Annotated in this window: 20 protein-coding genes; all 20 read right to left on the bottom strand. The window is 34.4% G+C overall.

The window, feature by feature from the left end:
- Positions 1 to 33: 33 nt before the first annotated feature.
- Positions 34 to 504, bottom strand: coding sequence for a hypothetical protein (locus tag HYN48_RS13495; RefSeq protein WP_108372575.1), 471 nt, complete (start codon positions 502 to 504; stop codon positions 34 to 36).
- A gap of 168 nt (positions 505 to 672) precedes the next feature.
- Positions 673 to 1188 carry a hypothetical protein gene (locus HYN48_RS13490; RefSeq protein ID WP_146171794.1) on the bottom strand — a complete coding sequence of 172 codons (516 nt, stop codon included), beginning with the start codon at positions 1186 to 1188 and terminating at the stop codon, positions 673 to 675.
- Between the two features lie 148 nt (positions 1189 to 1336).
- Complete coding sequence (locus HYN48_RS13485) at positions 1337 to 1693, bottom strand: hypothetical protein (RefSeq protein WP_108372571.1); 357 nt, start codon at positions 1691 to 1693, stop codon at positions 1337 to 1339.
- 175 nt (positions 1694 to 1868) lie between these two features.
- Positions 1869 to 2276 (bottom strand): hypothetical protein, encoded by a 408-nt coding sequence (locus HYN48_RS13480; RefSeq protein ID WP_108372569.1) that lies wholly within the window; start codon positions 2274 to 2276, stop codon positions 1869 to 1871.
- Between the two features lie 157 nt (positions 2277 to 2433).
- Positions 2434 to 3000, bottom strand: a complete 567-nt coding sequence (locus HYN48_RS13475; RefSeq protein WP_108372567.1) for a hypothetical protein — start codon at positions 2998 to 3000, stop codon at positions 2434 to 2436.
- A 655-nt stretch (positions 3001 to 3655) separates the two neighbouring features.
- Entirely contained in the window at positions 3656 to 4249 is a 594-nt protein-coding gene (locus tag HYN48_RS13470) for a hypothetical protein (RefSeq protein ID WP_108372565.1), read from the bottom strand.
- A gap of 166 nt (positions 4250 to 4415) precedes the next feature.
- Positions 4416 to 5057 carry a hypothetical protein gene (locus tag HYN48_RS13465; protein ID WP_108372563.1) on the bottom strand — a complete coding sequence of 214 codons (642 nt, stop codon included), beginning with the start codon at positions 5055 to 5057 and terminating at the stop codon, positions 4416 to 4418.
- 161 nt (positions 5058 to 5218) lie between these two features.
- Positions 5219 to 6931 (bottom strand): AIPR family protein, encoded by a 1713-nt coding sequence (locus tag HYN48_RS13460; RefSeq protein WP_108372561.1) that lies wholly within the window; start codon positions 6929 to 6931, stop codon positions 5219 to 5221.
- Between the two features lie 668 nt (positions 6932 to 7599).
- Entirely contained in the window at positions 7600 to 8124 is a 525-nt protein-coding gene (locus HYN48_RS13450) for a YcxB family protein (protein ID WP_108372557.1), read from the bottom strand.
- Positions 8125 to 8298: 174 nt separating this feature from the next.
- On the bottom strand, positions 8299 to 8751 hold the full coding sequence (locus HYN48_RS13445) for a hypothetical protein (RefSeq protein ID WP_146171793.1): 453 nt from the start codon (positions 8749 to 8751) through the stop codon (positions 8299 to 8301).
- A gap of 232 nt (positions 8752 to 8983) precedes the next feature.
- Complete coding sequence (locus HYN48_RS13440) at positions 8984 to 9508, bottom strand: DMP19 family protein (RefSeq protein WP_146171792.1); 525 nt, start codon at positions 9506 to 9508, stop codon at positions 8984 to 8986.
- A 162-nt stretch (positions 9509 to 9670) separates the two neighbouring features.
- Positions 9671 to 10354, bottom strand: coding sequence for a hypothetical protein (locus HYN48_RS13435; protein ID WP_108372551.1), 684 nt, complete (start codon positions 10352 to 10354; stop codon positions 9671 to 9673).
- Positions 10355 to 10524: 170 nt separating this feature from the next.
- On the bottom strand, positions 10525 to 11376 hold the full coding sequence (locus HYN48_RS13430) for a hypothetical protein (RefSeq protein ID WP_108372549.1): 852 nt from the start codon (positions 11374 to 11376) through the stop codon (positions 10525 to 10527).
- Positions 11377 to 11562: 186 nt separating this feature from the next.
- Positions 11563 to 11817: a hypothetical protein gene (locus HYN48_RS13425; RefSeq protein ID WP_108372547.1), complete on the bottom strand. Its 255-nt coding sequence runs from the start codon at positions 11815 to 11817 to the stop codon at positions 11563 to 11565.
- Between the two features lies 1 nt (position 11818).
- Positions 11819 to 12004, bottom strand: coding sequence for a hypothetical protein (locus HYN48_RS13420; protein WP_108372545.1), 186 nt, complete (start codon positions 12002 to 12004; stop codon positions 11819 to 11821).
- Positions 12005 to 12242: 238 nt separating this feature from the next.
- Positions 12243 to 12530, bottom strand: coding sequence for a hypothetical protein (locus HYN48_RS13415; RefSeq protein WP_108372543.1), 288 nt, complete (start codon positions 12528 to 12530; stop codon positions 12243 to 12245).
- 236 nt (positions 12531 to 12766) lie between these two features.
- The gene (locus HYN48_RS13410) at positions 12767 to 13291 is read right to left on the bottom strand and encodes a YcxB family protein (RefSeq protein ID WP_108372541.1); all 525 of its coding nucleotides are present in this window, start codon (positions 13289 to 13291) and stop codon (positions 12767 to 12769) included.
- 174 nt (positions 13292 to 13465) lie between these two features.
- Entirely contained in the window at positions 13466 to 13942 is a 477-nt protein-coding gene (locus HYN48_RS13405; RefSeq protein WP_108373661.1) for a DinB family protein, read from the bottom strand.
- Between the two features lie 768 nt (positions 13943 to 14710).
- The gene (locus HYN48_RS13395; RefSeq protein ID WP_108372537.1) at positions 14711 to 15253 is read right to left on the bottom strand and encodes a hypothetical protein; all 543 of its coding nucleotides are present in this window, start codon (positions 15251 to 15253) and stop codon (positions 14711 to 14713) included.
- 160 nt (positions 15254 to 15413) lie between these two features.
- Complete coding sequence (locus HYN48_RS13390) at positions 15414 to 15863, bottom strand: hypothetical protein (RefSeq protein ID WP_108372535.1); 450 nt, start codon at positions 15861 to 15863, stop codon at positions 15414 to 15416.
- Between the last annotated feature and the right edge of the window lie 402 nt (positions 15864 to 16265).

The following is a 16265-nucleotide window of genomic DNA, read 5'->3' as shown; positions in this document are numbered from 1 at the left end:
ATTGCGTGAAACCGCTGTTATGCGATGGAGCAATTATTTCTTGAAAAACCAAGTTTTATATTCTTCGTTAGTGTTGGATAAAGATTTTACTTTTTTTGTTTCTAATTTTCCGGAATTATTAATAACGTATAGCTTTCCATTTTTATGAAAAAGCTTTATCATGATTGGATATCTATTTTGGCCTCCGCCTGAAACTGCGGTAATTGCAAAAGTATTATTGTCAGTAATTATTTTTGGTTTGTTTGTGGATGATAAAACAAGTGAATCAGGTTTGTCAGCTAATCTCAAAGTATCGTATACAGGAATTAAGTCGAAGTAAATTGTATCTTTATTGTTTGTCCATTTTCCTTGTGACCAAGATGACGCTAAATCGAATTTCCAAGAGTAATAAAAAGTATGGTCATTATTTAAAGTGAGAGTTGAACCAAAATGGCTTCTGTAGATTCCTGGTATTTCACTTTTCACAGCTATTAATAGAAACGCTAATAAGACTAAAGTTTTCAATGTTTATAAGGTTTTTCGGCTCTATCGCATAACGTCCGGCGGCTTCACGTCAGTTGCGGCTTTTGGAACTGAGTACTCTCGGCTGGACAAAACGAAGTTATGGCAAAAAGAAGCTCATTTTACAAGGAAATTAGCAATTGCGTGAAACCGCTGTTAACTGTAGTACAATCAATATTTGTAATGTCTTGAATCAAAGAATTTCCAAACAAAAGGTTCATACCCAAAATTATTTATTCCGATTGCTTCTAATGCTACAGGTATCTTTTTAAAATTTAAGTATAAAAATTGCGGTAGTTCTTCTTTTCTGCCATTTTCATAATATATTATAACAGATTTAAAATCCCAAACTCTCGTTTGATATTGTGATGTACTAAAACCTCTAATTTCGTCAAGTTTAATTTGTTTTTCTACTTTGGTTATAGCGTTAATGATTGTCAGTTCATGATTCTTAAAATCGAAAATATGGATTTGAGTAAATACTAATTTTGCAACTCTGTAACATAGAAATCCCCACAAAAGCGCAAAAAGGATAACCCCAGAAATTATTGCAAAACTGTCTTTTTCAGTTTCTAATAAACTTGGAGAAACAATTACCGTAAAGATAAGCATTGAGCCAGCGAACAAAGTTAAAATTATTCGCAGAACAAAGATAAAATAGTTGAATTTGGTTTGAAAGTTTGTCATGTATTACAGTTAACGTCCGGCGGCTTCACGTCAGTTGCGGCATTTGGAACTGAGTATTCTCGGCGTGGACAAAACGAAGTTATCGAAAAAGGCGGTTCATTTTACAAGAAAAGTAGCAATTGCGTGAAACCGTTGTTGTGCGTAGGCTTTATTTTACCAAAGCAGTAACTTCGTTTTCAGTTAGTAATTGCAGTTCGTAATAGAAACAGGCGCCGTTTCCGCCTTTAGGATTTCTATAACCAACAACAATTCCTCGGTTAGTTTCTTCAGCTTGGATTAACACGATTAATTCTTTGTCTCCGTTTTCAGAATCTATTAAGTAAGCCAATTTTGGGAGTTCAATTTTATAAGCTTTGTGTTGCGTTTCATCAAGATTTTTTAAACAGAATACAGCTTTGCTAGTTTTAGCATCAGATTCAGTTGCAATTTTACCTGTAAACGCTGGTATAGTTTTCCAGGTTTTAGGATCAAAAGCGGGCCAATTATCATTCGTTTGTTTTGTCATTTTGCGTTATTTCGGTCCCGTCGCGCCAAGCTTGCGCACAACGTCCGGCGGCTTCACGTCAGTTGCGGCATTTGGAACTGAGTACTCTCGGCTGGACAAGACGAAGTTATGGAAAAAGCGGTTACATTTTACAAGAAAAGAAGCAATTGCGTGAAACCGCTGTTACCTGCAGCATTTATTCGCACTTTTTCAGTACGATAGGAGAGGAGTTGTAAGTGTCAATATATGTTTTATCTAATTGACCAGAAGCGCCACTTCCTGTATATAATTTTCTATTTGTTATTTCCGTCATTTTGTAAACAAAAATAATGCTATCGCCTTTATCGTTAAGAGCCCCTATTTTTTCATAATTTTTTTCGGCTCCATAGTTGGCTATTTGTTTTAGTATGCAATTTTCAGAAATGTCTTTTTTTGCAACGGCTAGAATTGTGTCTGAAACATTTGTAAAAGTGATCAGATTATAATCTTTAAGTTTTTCAGTTTTTAAAATTCGAAAACCTTCCGAATGCGATTTGTGCGCAATGCTGTTACATGAAAAATTCAAGCCGAGTAAAAAGATCGTTATTTTAGAAAAGTGTTTCATTCGTGGTAATGTTGCAGGTAACGTCCGGCGGCTTCACGTCAGTTGCGGCTTTCGAAGCTGAGTATTCTCGGCTGGACGAAACGAAGTTATGGAAAAAGGTGTTACATTTTACAAGAAAAGTAGCAATTGCGTGAAACCGCTGTTAGCCGTAGCCAAATTAGCTCATCAATCCCGATAATGAATGAAAGCGTTTCCATTTATTATTTATTTTCTTGTATATTTCTATAGATCCACCTAACGAATGCGGACCAGTTGAATAGTTGCTGGAAAAAATCACATAATTTTTGTCCTTTGAGAATATCGGAAGTTTTATGTAAGCTAAACATGTTAACGGTCCATACTTCATCCGAATCTTTTCCCAAAAAATTTCGTCAGTTTTACTTTCTAAACGCATTTTGTTTATGTTGTGCTTGGTTATTATTCTGTCGCATTTAGTCTTTTGTATATTTAACTTAAAATCGGTGGCTTTTTTCATTTGTTTTCTGAAAAAGTCCACATCCTCAGTGCTGAATATTGAATCCAGTTTATACGTCTCGATGAAGTTTTTATCATATGGTGTATCATTTTCAGAATAATAAATTGTGCCTTTCGGGGCACAATTTTGTAATGAGTTGATAACACTATACAAATCATTTTCAGAAATTACTCCATTTTCAGATTCCGTATTTTTTACTTCTTTGCAAGATAAGCTCGATAAAGCTAGAATAAATAAAAATTTCCTCATTTGGTTATACGCGACTTTTGGATTGGTTACGGCTAACGTCCGGCGGCTTCACGTCAGTTGCGGCGTTTGGAACTGAGTACTCTCGGCTGGACAAAACGAAGTTATGGAAAAAAGAAGTTCATTTTACAAGGGAAGCAGCAATTGCGTGAAACCGCTGTTATGCGTTGGTTTTAATATTGATCCCAAGACAATGTAAACGTATGTAGTCACAAGCCAATCACCCAAAACCAAAAAGGAGCGCAGCTCCAACTTTCAACACAACAAAAATCACGCATAACGTCCGGCGGCTTCACGTCAGTTGCGGCATTTGGAACTGAGTACTCTCGGCTGGACCGAACGAAGTTATGGAAAAAAGAAGTTCATTTTACACGGTAAGCAGCAATTGCGTGAAACCGCTGTTATGCGTTGGTTTTAATATTGATCCCAAGACAACGTAAACGTATGTAGTCACAAGCCAATCACCCAAAACCAAATAGGAGCGGAGCTCCAACTTTCAACACAACAAAAATCACGCATAACGTCCGGCGGCTTCACGTCAGTTGCGGCATTTGGAACTGAGTATTCTCGGCTGGACAGAACGAAGTTATGGAAAAAGCGGTTACATTTTACAAGGAAAGTAGCAATTGCGTGAAACCGCTGTTGTGCGCTGTGCCAATTAGAGTTCAAATTTTAATTCAACCTCATTTTTTATTTCATTGTATTGCAAAGTTTGTGTAAGTTTTTTGAGAGAATTTAAAGTTATAGAATGTTGACTTCTCTGATAATTGTTCAATTCTGTTGTTGCTAAAACATAAAATTCCCATTGATTGAGATTCAGTGGATCAACTGTTGATTTGTCTTTGTGATTTAGCAAACAAAAAACATAAACGTCTGCACTTCTGATTGCAATTTCGGATCTTTTGTCAATAGACATATCCCAAGGTTTTGCGGCTCGAGTGCTGAAACTAATTTTTGAATAGTCTATTTGTTCCCAAGTTTGCAAGTAAGCACTTGATTTAACTTCGACTTTTATTCCAGTTGAAGTGACCAAGTCGTATGCGTCCCATTCATTTCTGATTTTTGCAATGTCAGCATTCAAAGCTTTGGCAACTATAAATTCGGCCAAAATTCCTCGTGTTGCATTGCTTAAAATATCAGAAACGCTCCAACGCCAAAAATCAAGCAAAGAAAAATCAAGATTTTGTTTTTCAAAGTTGAATTTTTCATTCCCGGATTTTAGAGACAAGTGTTTATTTTCAGAAAAGTTCATTTACGTCAGGTTTTTCGCGGCATTGCGCACAACGTCCGGCGGCTTCACGTCAGTTGCGGCTTTTGGAACTGAGTACTCTCGGCTGGACAGAACGAAGTTATGGAAAAAAGAAGTTCATTTTACAAGGGAAGCAGCAATTGCGTGAAACCGCTGTTATATGCAGCCGCTAAAATAATCCTCGTGCGTGAAGTACACCAGTTTTCTTAAGCTCAAAAAGTTCTTCGACGTAATTGCCCATTTTTGCACATGCTTTTTTACCTTCTACTTCGTAATATGGTTTAACGCGAGTTTCAATTACCTCGTTATCAATATTGCTGATGTCAATACAAATTTGTTCTTTGAAAATTATTTTTTCTGGTTGGAAGGGTGGATTTTCATTGTACTCATGCCAATATTCGAAATCTTTACCAGGCGTTGCCCACCTTCCATCGATTGTCTCATATACATCAGAATATTGATATTTTTGGTGATACCACTTACCATCTTTATTTTGACTTACATATAACAAAACGTTCTTGAACTGCGTAAAAACTGGAACACCATAGTGATCACCGACACGAAATTCTAATGTATCACTTTGAATATGACCATACAATTCTTTAATCACTTTATATTTTACTGTGAATAGATTGTCAAATGAGTATTCTTCAGTCTTAATCCTTTCGACATCAATTTTTTCTCCCACAAAAACAAATAATTTTACTCTGTCAAGTTCAGGATGACTCGGATCAATTGGAGGAGGGACATTTTGCGCATTGCTAAAAAAAGCTATGCATAAAACTGCAAAAAAATATAAATGTTTTTCCATGAGTTCTGAGGTTTGGTTGCATATAACGTCCGGCGGCTTCACGTCAGTTGCGGCATTTGGAACTGAGTATTCTCGGCGTGGACAGAACGAAGTTATGGAAAAAAGAAGTTCATTTTACAAGGAAAGTAGCAATTGCGTGAAACCGCTGTTAGCAGAAGTAGCTAAAATCGACTTTCGAGTTTAATCGTGAGGAAATCAGTAAACTGTTTAACTTTGGCCATATTTATTAGATTCGATCCTGGATTAGCAACTTGATAATCTATAATCGCTCCATTGACGATATCTTTAGCTTGATCAAAAATAGTTTGATTAAAATTTGAAACATCTAAAGTTGATATCTCGACAATTGTTGGACTGGCTTTACTAGCTAGTAAACACATTGCGACTCTCGCAAGGTGGAGTTTGAAGTTCGAAAGATTATTTTTAATTCCCGCATCAGTTATAGTCCTGTGAAAGTCACTAACTTTTTGAGTTACCAAACAACAATTTAAGTATAGTTTATAATTGATAGAGGTGTTAAAAATTCTCTTATATGTAGAATCATCTTTTATAAGCGACGTTGGTTTTGACCTAGTGACGTGAGGATTATTAAATACTATCGCTTCAACGGCTTGTGCGTTAGATTGTATACCGAAAATTTTAGAAGCTGGTTTTCCCTGGTTTTTATAATAGTTTTTACGCCTATCATAAAAATATCCCTCATTACCAAAATACAGTTCTATTTCTCTTTGCACATCATCAGTGGCTCTTAAAAGTGCTGGAGAAACGGGATTTTGACTATTAGTTGAAGCAATTATATGATCAATAGTTTTCTTATTGTTATTGATAATCACTTTAACCAAAACAGATCGCTTGTCATCTTCACTTTCATTGTGATGAAGAAAGATTGAATAAGATGTTTGCAAACCATTTACTATTTGAACATTGTCAATTGAAAGTGTAGTCCCAACTAATGACGGAGTTTCAGCAATAATTGTAATGCCATTATTTAGCCACCAAAAATCCTCATCGATTGGAGTTTCTATAGTAGCCTTTATTTTTTCATTTACGTCAACTTTCCCTTGATAGTGTCTAATATTGCTTTCAAAAAGATCTTCTCTAATTGATCCGTCCTCGTCTTTGAGGAATCTTTTATATTCCGCAAGCTTAACTGTCCCAACATATCCTATACCATGATTTTCATAGCTTGTTGATAATGGATTCTCTTTAAAAGTCAGTGATAATCTCTCGATTTTGTGAGACTGATAGAGGCGAAGTAACTCTTCGCTACTGTAATTAGCATATTCTATTCTTGCTCCTACAAAAGATGTTGATGCAATTGTTTTAAGTTGATCAACCTTTGCAGAAAAGGCACCATTTATTTCTACTGTTTCTGAAAAGGTGCAGTAATCGAAGTTAATAGTTATCTGTCCACCAGCGACTGTACATTTTTTCCAAGCTTCTCTAGCGATTAAAGCTTTTTCGACCAAACTAGGATTAAACCTGACTAGCAATTCATTTTCATTTTTTGACAAGTTGAAAAGTTCAGGAAGACTTGTTATTAGTTTGTCGATACTACTTTCTTTGAAACTATTCTCTTTCTTGCATTGAGATATTTTTATAAGAACTTGAGTCTTACGCCCAAACTTCATATCTTCAAGCTCGTCTAATGTTTCAGGTATTATATCATCAACCATTATTAATAAAGAGTCGATCCCCCCATCCAAACCACCATCAACTATTGAATTTTGAATATCTTCAAAAGCTAGATCATGTTGTTTTGTAATTTGAGTTAATGCAAATAATTCAAACATTTCGCTTTCAGTGTTCGTAAGCTCATTATCTGATTTAAATTGCTCAATACAACCTCCTAAAATTATTTTATTGTTACTCATGATGTCTTTATTTAACGGCTTGCTGATGCTATTTCTGCTAACGTCCGGCGGCTTCACGTCAGTTGCGGTTTTTGGAACTGAGTATTCTCGGCGTGGACAAAACGAAGTTATGGAAAAAAGAAGTTCATTTTACAAGAGAAGCCGCAATTGCGTGAAACCGCTGTTAGCTGTTGTTTTAATTTTGTCTGCTAACGATTATTAAAACTTCGCACCCTATTATCATACCATTTGACAAATTTGGGTAACGCGATTTGAAGCAAAACAATAACAAAGAAGATTACCAATTTATCATATTTCTGGTTTAAAAAAGCATTTGCAATGCTCAATAACAAAACTCCAAAAATCAAAATGTTAGAAATGGTTTTATAGGGTTTGCCAACTTGTGTTAATCTTTTTTTAAATATTGAACTCAAAATGATAAATATAAAAAGACTGATGAACAGTATATACATTGTTTTGCTGCTTTTCAAAATTTCGATAATGTCATTCATAATTGGATGTGTTTAGTTTCGTGAATTTAGAAAGGTCGTTGCAAAATAACAGCTAACGTCCGGCGGCTTCACGTCAGTTGCGGCTTTCGAAGCTGAGTACTCTCGGCTGGACAAAACGAAGTTATGGAAAAAGGCGGTTCATTTTACAAGAGAAGTAGCAATTGCGTGAAACCGCTGTTAGCAGCTGGTTTTATTAAGTCGCGATTCTATAAAAGATAATAATTGATCATAATTTTCATTGCCAATTTCTATTTTGCCTAACACATAAGGCTGAAATGAATTTGTAATTAAGAATATATTCTCTTTGTAAATTTTAAAACTTAAAAAATCGCTCCAAGCGATAAGTTTTTGCCCTGTATAATCTGAATAATTAAGTCCTTCGTCAGTAAACTCAAGTGTGGCAGATGGGTTTTTATTAAAGGCATTGATTACTTCTGTCTGTTCGATGTTATATTTTTTCAAGAGTTTTCTTTGACTAATAAAAAAGAGAATATATTCTATTAGAACTCCTAATCCTAATACTATAAAAACATACCCGATGTTTTTTTTATTAGATACAATTACTATACCAAGTATGATCATAGCTAAACCGAAAAGATGTGAGTTTTTATAGTATTTAATTTTTTTGCCATATCCAAGTTCATACAAAAACTCCATTTGTGTTTTATATATGTTTTCTTCAAATTGCAATTCAAATCTCATCTTAGTATTTTCGTCATTTTGGTTGAAAACTTGCTGCTAACGTCCGGCGGCTTCACGTCAGTTGCGGCTTCTGGAACTGAGTATTCTCGGCGTGGACAAAACGAAGTTATGGAAAAAGCGGTTACATTTTACACGAAAAGCAGCAATTGCGTGAAACCGCTGTTATATGCCGTTTTAATTCAGGCGCAATTTTTTCAACAGATGACTATAGCTTTTTAAATTCCTTTTGTCAGCATCATAAAGCTCAATGCGAAATGTCGAATCAGCACTCGCAGCGGTAAAATAATTGCCGGAATGACCTGGAAATTTTGACCTGACTTTCGCAATTACTAATTCTTGCAAGTATTTATTTATGGCGTTTTGGCTATGGCTATTTAATAAGATTGTTTTATGAACTAAAGTATCGATGTTTGCGTTTTGCACGTTTTCGCAGTCAAAAGAGAGTTTGTAATAGTCAAGTTTATATTGTTTTCTTTTTACATCAGAAAAGATTTTCATACCTTCTTTATGACCGCCCCATTCTCCGCACTCGCTGAATTTTGTAGTAATGTAGAAATTACTGCTGGATAAATAGTACAAGTCAAAGAAAGAATTCTTTTTATTCATGTCAGCAAGAACTTGCTCCATTTGTGTTTTCGACTTACAACTTGTAAGTAACACAATAAAGACAACGCATATAATTCGGCTGGTCATTTTACGTTCGATTCGTTAAAAATGGCATATAACGTCCGGCGGCTTCACGTCAGTTGCGGCTTTTGGAACTGAGTATTCTCGGCTGGACAAAACGAAGTTATGGAAAAAGCTGTTACATTTTACAAGGAAAGCAGCAATTGCGTGAAACCGCTGTTACCGGCTGGGCTTAAATTAAGTTCAGAAATTCATTTGGATTTTGTTTCGCATATTTTTCAATCAGTGACATTGTGTTGTCGTGCATTTCGTAATATTTTAAATCTAAATCTTCAAACTCAGTCAGTTCATTATAAAGATGTTCAAAATCTTCTTGCGAATTTCCAGTCTCAAATTTCTGTATATGTTTTAAATAAACTTTTTCAGCATTGTCAACGAGAGTAATCATTTCATTATCGCCGATTAATTTCAAGCCTTTTAAAATTGCAGGCAAATATTTTCTGTTTTCATTCCAGTAGAATTGTATAAAACCTCCATTTGTAACTTCTCCGTCGAGGTACCAAAAGAAGTAGAGAGCCTTTTGTCCAGGAGAAAATCTTTTTGACAATTCTATTTCACTTTCCTTATCGGCTGCCAGATTAATAGGTTCTAATATTGCCCAACCAAAATCCCAAGAATCTAAAGATTCAAATTCAGTTTTATTGAAATCAGGTTTTAAGTGATTATCCTTTTCAAATAAATCGTAAAATTCATTCATTATAGTTGATTTTGAGTTCGGCGCGTCAGCCTTGCCGGTAACGTCCGGCGGCTTCACGTCAGTTGCGGCATTTGGAACTGAGTACTCTCGGCTGGACTGAACGAAGTTATGGAAAAAAGAAGTTCATTTTACAAGGGAAGCAGCAATTGCGTGAAACCGCTGTTATATGCCGTTTTTGGTGTTTTTTTGAGGATTTTTTATTTTCTCAATTTCAATCAAAGTATTATCGATTGTTTCTTTTTCAATTTCAATATCCATCAAAACGATTTTAGTAAGTACAAGATACTTGTCAATTTTGTCTTCTGGATAGTTTTTAAAGAAATCTTCAAGCAGTTGAATTTGTTTGTCTAACGATTCACGAAGTTTATCCTTTAATATTTCATGAGATTCAGCAGCAGCTAGAAGCATAATTTTTCGAAGTTTATTTCCCTTCTGATCAAGTAATATCTTTATTGAATCGTGAAATAAACTTTCTATGCATAATTCAAACCCTTTTTCGTCATTTTTTTGTTTAAAGTTATGCGGGTACTCTTTTTTTAATTTATTTTCTAAGCCGTCTAATTTTCTAATTACATAACTAAAACTGACTGCGTCAATATTGTGCATAAATTGATTTCGAATTGACATAAAATATTCGATCGTTGATTTCTCTTTTTTATCTATATTTTCAACGTCTAAGAGTAAGTTTAACTTCTGATTTATACTCAGAGCTGAAGAACCGTTTCCCAGTGATTTAGAACTTTTATAATCTGAAATATCTAGTAAATTTGCCAGTTCATAGCTCACAAAACTTTCAAGTTTTAGCGAGTATTCCAGTACTTTGGTTCTTTTTCTAATTTCTTCCATACAAGGTGTAAAGGTCAGTTGCGGTAAAATGGCATATAACGTCCGGCGGCTTCACGTCAGTTGCGGCTTTTGGAACTGAGTACTCTCGGCTGGACAAAACGAAGTTATGGAAAAAAGAAGTTCATTTTACAAGGGAAGTAGCAATTGCGTGAAACCGCTGTTACCAGCAGTTATTTTTTTGTGTAATAATAAATTTCAATTTGTACATTTTCAGTTAAATTAGGCATGTCTATTCCAAATTCTTTACTAGTTGTTGTAATTCTTTCAATTAGGTTATCAGAGTTGTATAAATATTCTTTTTTATACTTCAAAACATTATCTTCTGTAAAGTGTAATTCTTCAATGACTTTTCCACTATTATATTGATATTTAGTTGTTTCAATATTTAAAATTTTTCCAGTTTCATCAAAACTTACGCTTTCTATTTCATTTCCATTTTCATCTTTCTTTATTTTATAATGATACCAAAATTTATCGTTTTCAAAATATGCTTTTTCTTCTACTGCACTTTTTTCAGGATATGAAAAAATAATTTTACTAGTTATCTCGTTTTTTAAGTTTTTAGAAATGCAAGAAACTTTTCTATTCTCATTGTTATAATTTAGTTCTTCAATTTCAACAATTTTATTATTTTCATTTATAGATATTATTTTACTTTCTCTACATAAATCATCATAAATGACTTTTACTGTTTTCACTACTTTGTTTTTACCATTATTTTTTGTGATTTCTTCTGATTTATCATAGAAGTCACATTTACTATAATAGAACTTTAAATTGGTTTTGTTTTTGCCATTTAAATTTGCAAAATATTGCTCGGTTAATTTTCCTTCGTTGTTATACAGTTCCATAAATGTGTTTCCACCATCTTCAATATTTAGATATCCATTTTTTATATATATTGAACTACCTGTAATAGATTGTAATTGAAGTTCTTTAATTCTTTCGGAATTAATTTTATTTACTTGTGAAAAACAAGATATACTTGAAAAAAGTAATATTATTAATGCAGTTTCCTTCATTTTTTTGACAATTGCTGGTAACGTCCGGCGGCTTCACGTCAGTTGCGGCTTTCGAAGCTGAGTACTCTCGGCTGGACAAAACGAAGTTATGGAAAAAGCGGTTACATTTTACAAGAGAAGCAGCAATTGCGTGAAACCGCTGTTACCTGAAGTTCGTGGTCAGAGTTTGCTTTCTAAATTCTTCTTCTAATCTTCGAGTTTTAAAACTTCATCTGGACCTAAAAGTTCAAGATCTTTTGCGACGAGGTCTATAGTTGTAAAAAAGATAACACTTGACGAAGCTTTCCCATAGCAAAATACGTTAAAAGTATGATCATTTAATTCTTCAATCTTTATTTCTGTAATAGGTAATGATTTTGCTTTAGCCTTACTTAAAGGTTTGCCAATTACTTTTTCCAAATAGTAATTAGCTATTTTCTGTGCTTCTTTATGAGTGTACATATTATTGAAGTTTTATCATATCAACAATTTCATCAACTGTTGTAGTAGTTTGTATTGTTTCACTTACGGTAGTAACAATGGCATTACCCCTATGAGCTTGACCAGTTGGCGTAAATTTAATTATATAATCAATGTTCAAAAAATGTTCTTTATCATTTATGTCAATCACCTTTATGAAACCTTTCATGTTTTATATTTTAATGTTTAAAGTAAATGTAAAAAAAAGCCTGTCGAATGATGAATACTTTTCAGTTTTATGTAGCTCGATCGAATTTCAGGTAACGTCCGGCGGCTTCACGTCAGTTGCGGCTTTTGGAACTGAGTACTCTCGGCGTGGACAAAACGAAGTTATGGAAAAAAGAAGTTCATTTTACACGGTAAGCAGCAATTGCGTGAAACCGCTGTTATATGCTGGCGGAATTATCTCAGAAGTTGTCTTTGTATTTGAATTTTACGTTTGTTTTTTTGTCAATATTAAACACAAATTCATTTAAAACAGTGTAGTAAAAAATTGTTTTTTCGCCGGTTTTATATTTCAATTCTTTATTGGGTTTTCCCCAAAGTTTTTCAAGTTCTGCCTGAGATTTTCCGAGCCTTGTTTTCTTAAAAATGTTTAAATGATTTTTCTCAGAACTTATAATGGAAAAGATTATAAAGATTGCTGTCAGTGCAATTAGCGAAAATCCAAGAAATACTTTTTTAATACTTTTCATTTTCAAGATATTTAATTCACAACGAAAATATTTTCCATAAATTTTAAGTTAGAAAAATTTGAGTAACTCTCTTCTATGGGATTTTTGTTCAATGTTTGGTACCGCTAGCATATAACGTCCGGCGGCTTCACGTCAGTTGCGGCTTTTGGAACTGAGTATTCTCGGCTGGACAGAACGAAGTTATGGAAAAAAGAAGTTCATTTTACACGAAAAACAGCAATTGCGTGAAACCGCTGTTAGCAGCTGGTTTTGTTAAATCGTGATTCTAAAAAACGCAATAAATGTGCATAGGCTTCACTGCCAATTTCTATTTTGCCTAATATGTATGACTCAAACGATTTTGTAAACAAGAATATATTGTCTTTATAAATTTTAAAACTTGAAAAATCGCTCCAAGGAATAATTTTTCGCCCTTTATGATCAGAATAACTAAATCCGTCGTCAGTGAATTCAAAAATGGCCGATGGGTTTTTAGTAAAAGCCTCAATAATTTCTATTTGTTCTGCATTGTGTTTTTTCAAGAGTTTTCTTTGCTTTATAAAAAAGATAATATATTCTATTAAAACGCCTAATCCAAGCAGGATAAAAACATAACCAACATCCTTTTTATTTACTACGATTACTATACCAAGTATTATAGTCGTCAACGCGAAAACATGTGAATTTTTATAATACTTTATTTTTTTGCTATAGCCAAGTTCATACAAAAGTTCCATTTGTGCTTTATATACGCTTTCTTCAAATTGCAATTCAAATATCATCTTAGTGCTTGCGTCATTTTGGTTGAAAACTTGCTGCTAACGTCCGGCGGCTTCACGTCAGTTGCGGCTTTTGGAACTGAGTATTCTCGGCTGGACAAAACGAAGTTATGGAAAAAGGTCGTTCATTTTACAAGGGAAGCAGCAATTGCGTGAAGCCGCTGTTACCTGCAGGCTCTATCGCATAATATCTGTATCAATTGGAAAGTATCCCAAATGTCTGCTTATCGATAAAACTTGTCCCTTGTGATGGAATTCGTGTGTAATGACGTGTGTAAATATCTTAAAGCTGTCACTAACTTTTTTTACCCCGCTAATCTCGTATTGAATCTCGGTGAGCGAATCCATTCTTTCGAAGAAGTCACTCATAAATTCATCAACAGCGTTGAACAACCTGATTGCGTCAGATATATCTTTTACAGTTTCATATTCATCGTAAGCTATATTTTTTCTCAGAGAAACGTTTGCAATCCAATATTGGTAAGTGTTAGCAATATGGACTAAAAGATTTCTCATACTACCACCGCGACCGAATGAACTATTCTGATTTATGAAATCTTCAGCAGAAATTGTCTTACAATAGTCAAAAAGTACATTTCTTGAATCTTTCACAAGTTCATACTGTTCTTTCGAATATTTAGGAAGTGATTTCATTATAGGCTTTTGCGTCATTTTGGTTGAGCTTGCAGGTAACGTCCGGCGGCTTCACGTCAGTTGCGGTATTTGGAACTGAGTGCTCTCGGCTGGACAGAACGAAGTTATGGAAAAAGCTGTTACATTTTACAGGGGAAGTAGCAATTGCGTGAAACCGCCGTTAACTGCAGGTTTTGTTTCATCCCACAATTGTTACTTCACGTTGTATGCGTTTGTTATAATAAACATCAAAGAATATGAATATTGATACTGATAAATTACCTAAAGCAAAAAGGCTTATTTCCGTATCAAGAATTAAATCTTTAAGAAAAAGACAAATCAACCAAATGATAAAAAAGTAACAGTTGAATATTCCGACTGTAATATATAGAAAGTGATCTGTAATCAAATGCTTTCGTTCTGATCGGCAAAAAACAAGCCGCATAAATATTAATACAATTGAAACAAAAAGAGAAACAGCCATACTTCCAATGAAATACATTAATACACCCAATCCGTGAAACAAACCTTGATCTTCAGTAAAATATTCAAAGAACCCATAAAGTGTCCAAATAGTAGTTAGTGCAAATGCAAGCGTTGTGAATTTGAAATGGTGTTGATTCATGGTTCGTGATTTTAAACTTGCAGTTAACGTCCGGCGGCTTCGCGTCAGTTGCGGCTTTTGGAACTGAGTATTCTCGGCGTGGACAGAACGAAGTTATGGAAAAAAGAAGTTCATTTTACAAGAGTAGGAGCAATTGCGTGAAACCGCTGTTACCTGCTGGCGCATTATTCTAAATCCAATTCGTTATTAATAATTTGGCTTTCGCTTTTTCTATCTGATTTTCTTTTTTCAGACTTTTGTTTTTGTACATATCTATTGATATTTCCAATACACATTTCGTAATCGGCCATAAACGAACCTTGCTTAATCATTATGCCATTCATAGGACATGTTTCGTAACCACAGTTATGCTTGGAATATTCTCCGAAATTCTTGTGTTTTATTCTTTTTTCGCGCAATATTTTTTCCTGATTTATAAATATTTTACGCCACATTTCTTCCTTGTCACCATCCGTTAGTTCTAATCCTAAAGTTTGCACCGTTATGTACGTCCAGGGATCTTTTACTTGCAAAAAATTAAATGTCTTTTCAAATATTTTGTTTGCATAATCTCTAATGGAAATTTTCTGTTCGAGATTAAGTTTTTCATTTTCTGAAAGTGAACGATATAATCCCAAAGTATTAAAGTCAGAATATTTTTTATAATTGTCGATATAAAAAAAATAATCTTCAAAACGCAAGCTGTTAAATTGTTTTCCTATCTCCATAATTTGATTTTACGCGATTTTTGCAGCGCTTGCAGGTAACGTCCGGCGGCTTCACGTCAGTTGCGGCTTTTGGAACTGAGTACTCTCGGCGTGGACAAAACGAAGTTATGGAAAAAGCGCGTTCATTTGACAAGTGAGTAGCAATTGCGTGAAACCGCTGTTATGCGATGTTTATTTTGTCTGGAAATTTGATTTTTTGGAAGTATAAAATGTTTCCAATTAACAAAATAGCAATACTTAAAATCCATAGATAATAACCTTCTTCAAGAGAAATTATTTGCATTTGACTTCCACTTTCAGATTTCAAAACTTTTTTCCATAGACTAAATGAAAGAGCGATAACAAAAGCAATAAACGCAAAGGTTAAAGCATTTTTATTTCCTTTCAAAAGTAAAAAAATTGAAAGTAATGCTATAGGATTTGCCATCCATATGATTTCTTCAAGTAATCCACCGCCTAAAAAGGCTATGCTTCCCATTAAAAAGCAATGTAACGATTCCATATGATTAGAATTATTAAATTCAGCCTTAAAAGCACTTTGTGTAAGTGAAATAATAAATATCGATAAGGAGAAAAATATAGTGAGTAATTTAATTTTTTGTGGGTTCATGGATCGTTCGTTCGGTCATAAATATCGCATAACGTCCGGCGGCTTCACGTCAGTTGCGGCATTTGGAACTGAGTACTCTCGGCGTGGACAGAACGAAGTTATGGAAAAAAGAAGTTCATTTTACAAGGAAAGCAGCAATTGCGTGAAACCGCTGTTATGCGTTGGTTTTAATATTGATCCCAAGACAACGTAAACGTATGTAGTCACAAGCCAATCAACCAAAACCAAATAGGAGCGGAGCTCCAACTTTCAACACAACAAAAATCACGCATAACGTCCGGCGGCTTCACGTCAGTTGCGGCATTTGTAACTGAGTACTCTCGGCTGGACAGAACGAAGTTATGGAAAAAAGTCGTTCATTCTACAAGGGAAGCAGCAATTGCGTGAAACCGCTGTTAGCGG

This window comes from Flavobacterium magnum (assembly GCF_003055625.1).
Taxonomy (GTDB): domain Bacteria; phylum Bacteroidota; class Bacteroidia; order Flavobacteriales; family Flavobacteriaceae; genus Flavobacterium; species Flavobacterium magnum.
Note: the sequence above shows the minus strand (reverse complement) of the source record. Positions and strands in the feature narration are given on the sequence as shown.

Excerpts from the sequence above, each read along its gene's own strand:
- HYN48_RS13415 (WP_108372543.1), bottom strand. The coding sequence starts at position 12,530 with ATGAAAAGTATTAAAAAAGTATTTCTTGGATTTTCGCTAATTGCACTG.
- HYN48_RS13430 (WP_108372549.1), bottom strand. The coding sequence starts at position 11,376 with ATGAAGGAAACTGCATTAATAATATTACTTTTTTCAAGTATATCTTGT.
- HYN48_RS13470 (WP_108372565.1), bottom strand. The coding sequence starts at position 4,249 with ATGAACTTTTCTGAAAATAAACACTTGTCTCTAAAATCCGGGAATGAA.
- HYN48_RS13390 (WP_108372535.1), bottom strand. The coding sequence starts at position 15,863 with ATGAACCCACAAAAAATTAAATTACTCACTATATTTTTCTCCTTATCG.
- HYN48_RS13410 (WP_108372541.1), bottom strand. The coding sequence starts at position 13,291 with ATGATATTTGAATTGCAATTTGAAGAAAGCGTATATAAAGCACAAATG.
- HYN48_RS13460 (WP_108372561.1), bottom strand. The coding sequence starts at position 6,931 with ATGAGTAACAATAAAATAATTTTAGGAGGTTGTATTGAGCAATTTAAA.
- HYN48_RS13405 (WP_108373661.1), bottom strand. The coding sequence starts at position 13,942 with ATGAAATCACTTCCTAAATATTCGAAAGAACAGTATGAACTTGTGAAA.
- HYN48_RS13435 (WP_108372551.1), bottom strand. The coding sequence starts at position 10,354 with ATGGAAGAAATTAGAAAAAGAACCAAAGTACTGGAATACTCGCTAAAA.
- HYN48_RS13420 (WP_108372545.1), bottom strand. The coding sequence starts at position 12,004 with ATGAAAGGTTTCATAAAGGTGATTGACATAAATGATAAAGAACATTTT.
- HYN48_RS13475 (WP_108372567.1), bottom strand. The coding sequence starts at position 3,000 with ATGAGGAAATTTTTATTTATTCTAGCTTTATCGAGCTTATCTTGCAAA.
- HYN48_RS13395 (WP_108372537.1), bottom strand. The coding sequence starts at position 15,253 with ATGGAGATAGGAAAACAATTTAACAGCTTGCGTTTTGAAGATTATTTT.
- HYN48_RS13465 (WP_108372563.1), bottom strand. The coding sequence starts at position 5,057 with ATGGAAAAACATTTATATTTTTTTGCAGTTTTATGCATAGCTTTTTTT.
- HYN48_RS13490 (WP_146171794.1), bottom strand. The coding sequence starts at position 1,188 with ATGACAAACTTTCAAACCAAATTCAACTATTTTATCTTTGTTCTGCGA.
- HYN48_RS13485 (WP_108372571.1), bottom strand. The coding sequence starts at position 1,693 with ATGACAAAACAAACGAATGATAATTGGCCCGCTTTTGATCCTAAAACC.
- HYN48_RS13425 (WP_108372547.1), bottom strand. The coding sequence starts at position 11,817 with ATGTACACTCATAAAGAAGCACAGAAAATAGCTAATTACTATTTGGAA.
- HYN48_RS13450 (WP_108372557.1), bottom strand. The coding sequence starts at position 8,124 with ATGAGATTTGAATTGCAATTTGAAGAAAACATATATAAAACACAAATG.
- HYN48_RS13480 (WP_108372569.1), bottom strand. The coding sequence starts at position 2,276 with ATGAAACACTTTTCTAAAATAACGATCTTTTTACTCGGCTTGAATTTT.
- HYN48_RS13445 (WP_146171793.1), bottom strand. The coding sequence starts at position 8,751 with ATGGAGCAAGTTCTTGCTGACATGAATAAAAAGAATTCTTTCTTTGAC.
- HYN48_RS13440 (WP_146171792.1), bottom strand. The coding sequence starts at position 9,508 with ATGAATGAATTTTACGATTTATTTGAAAAGGATAATCACTTAAAACCT.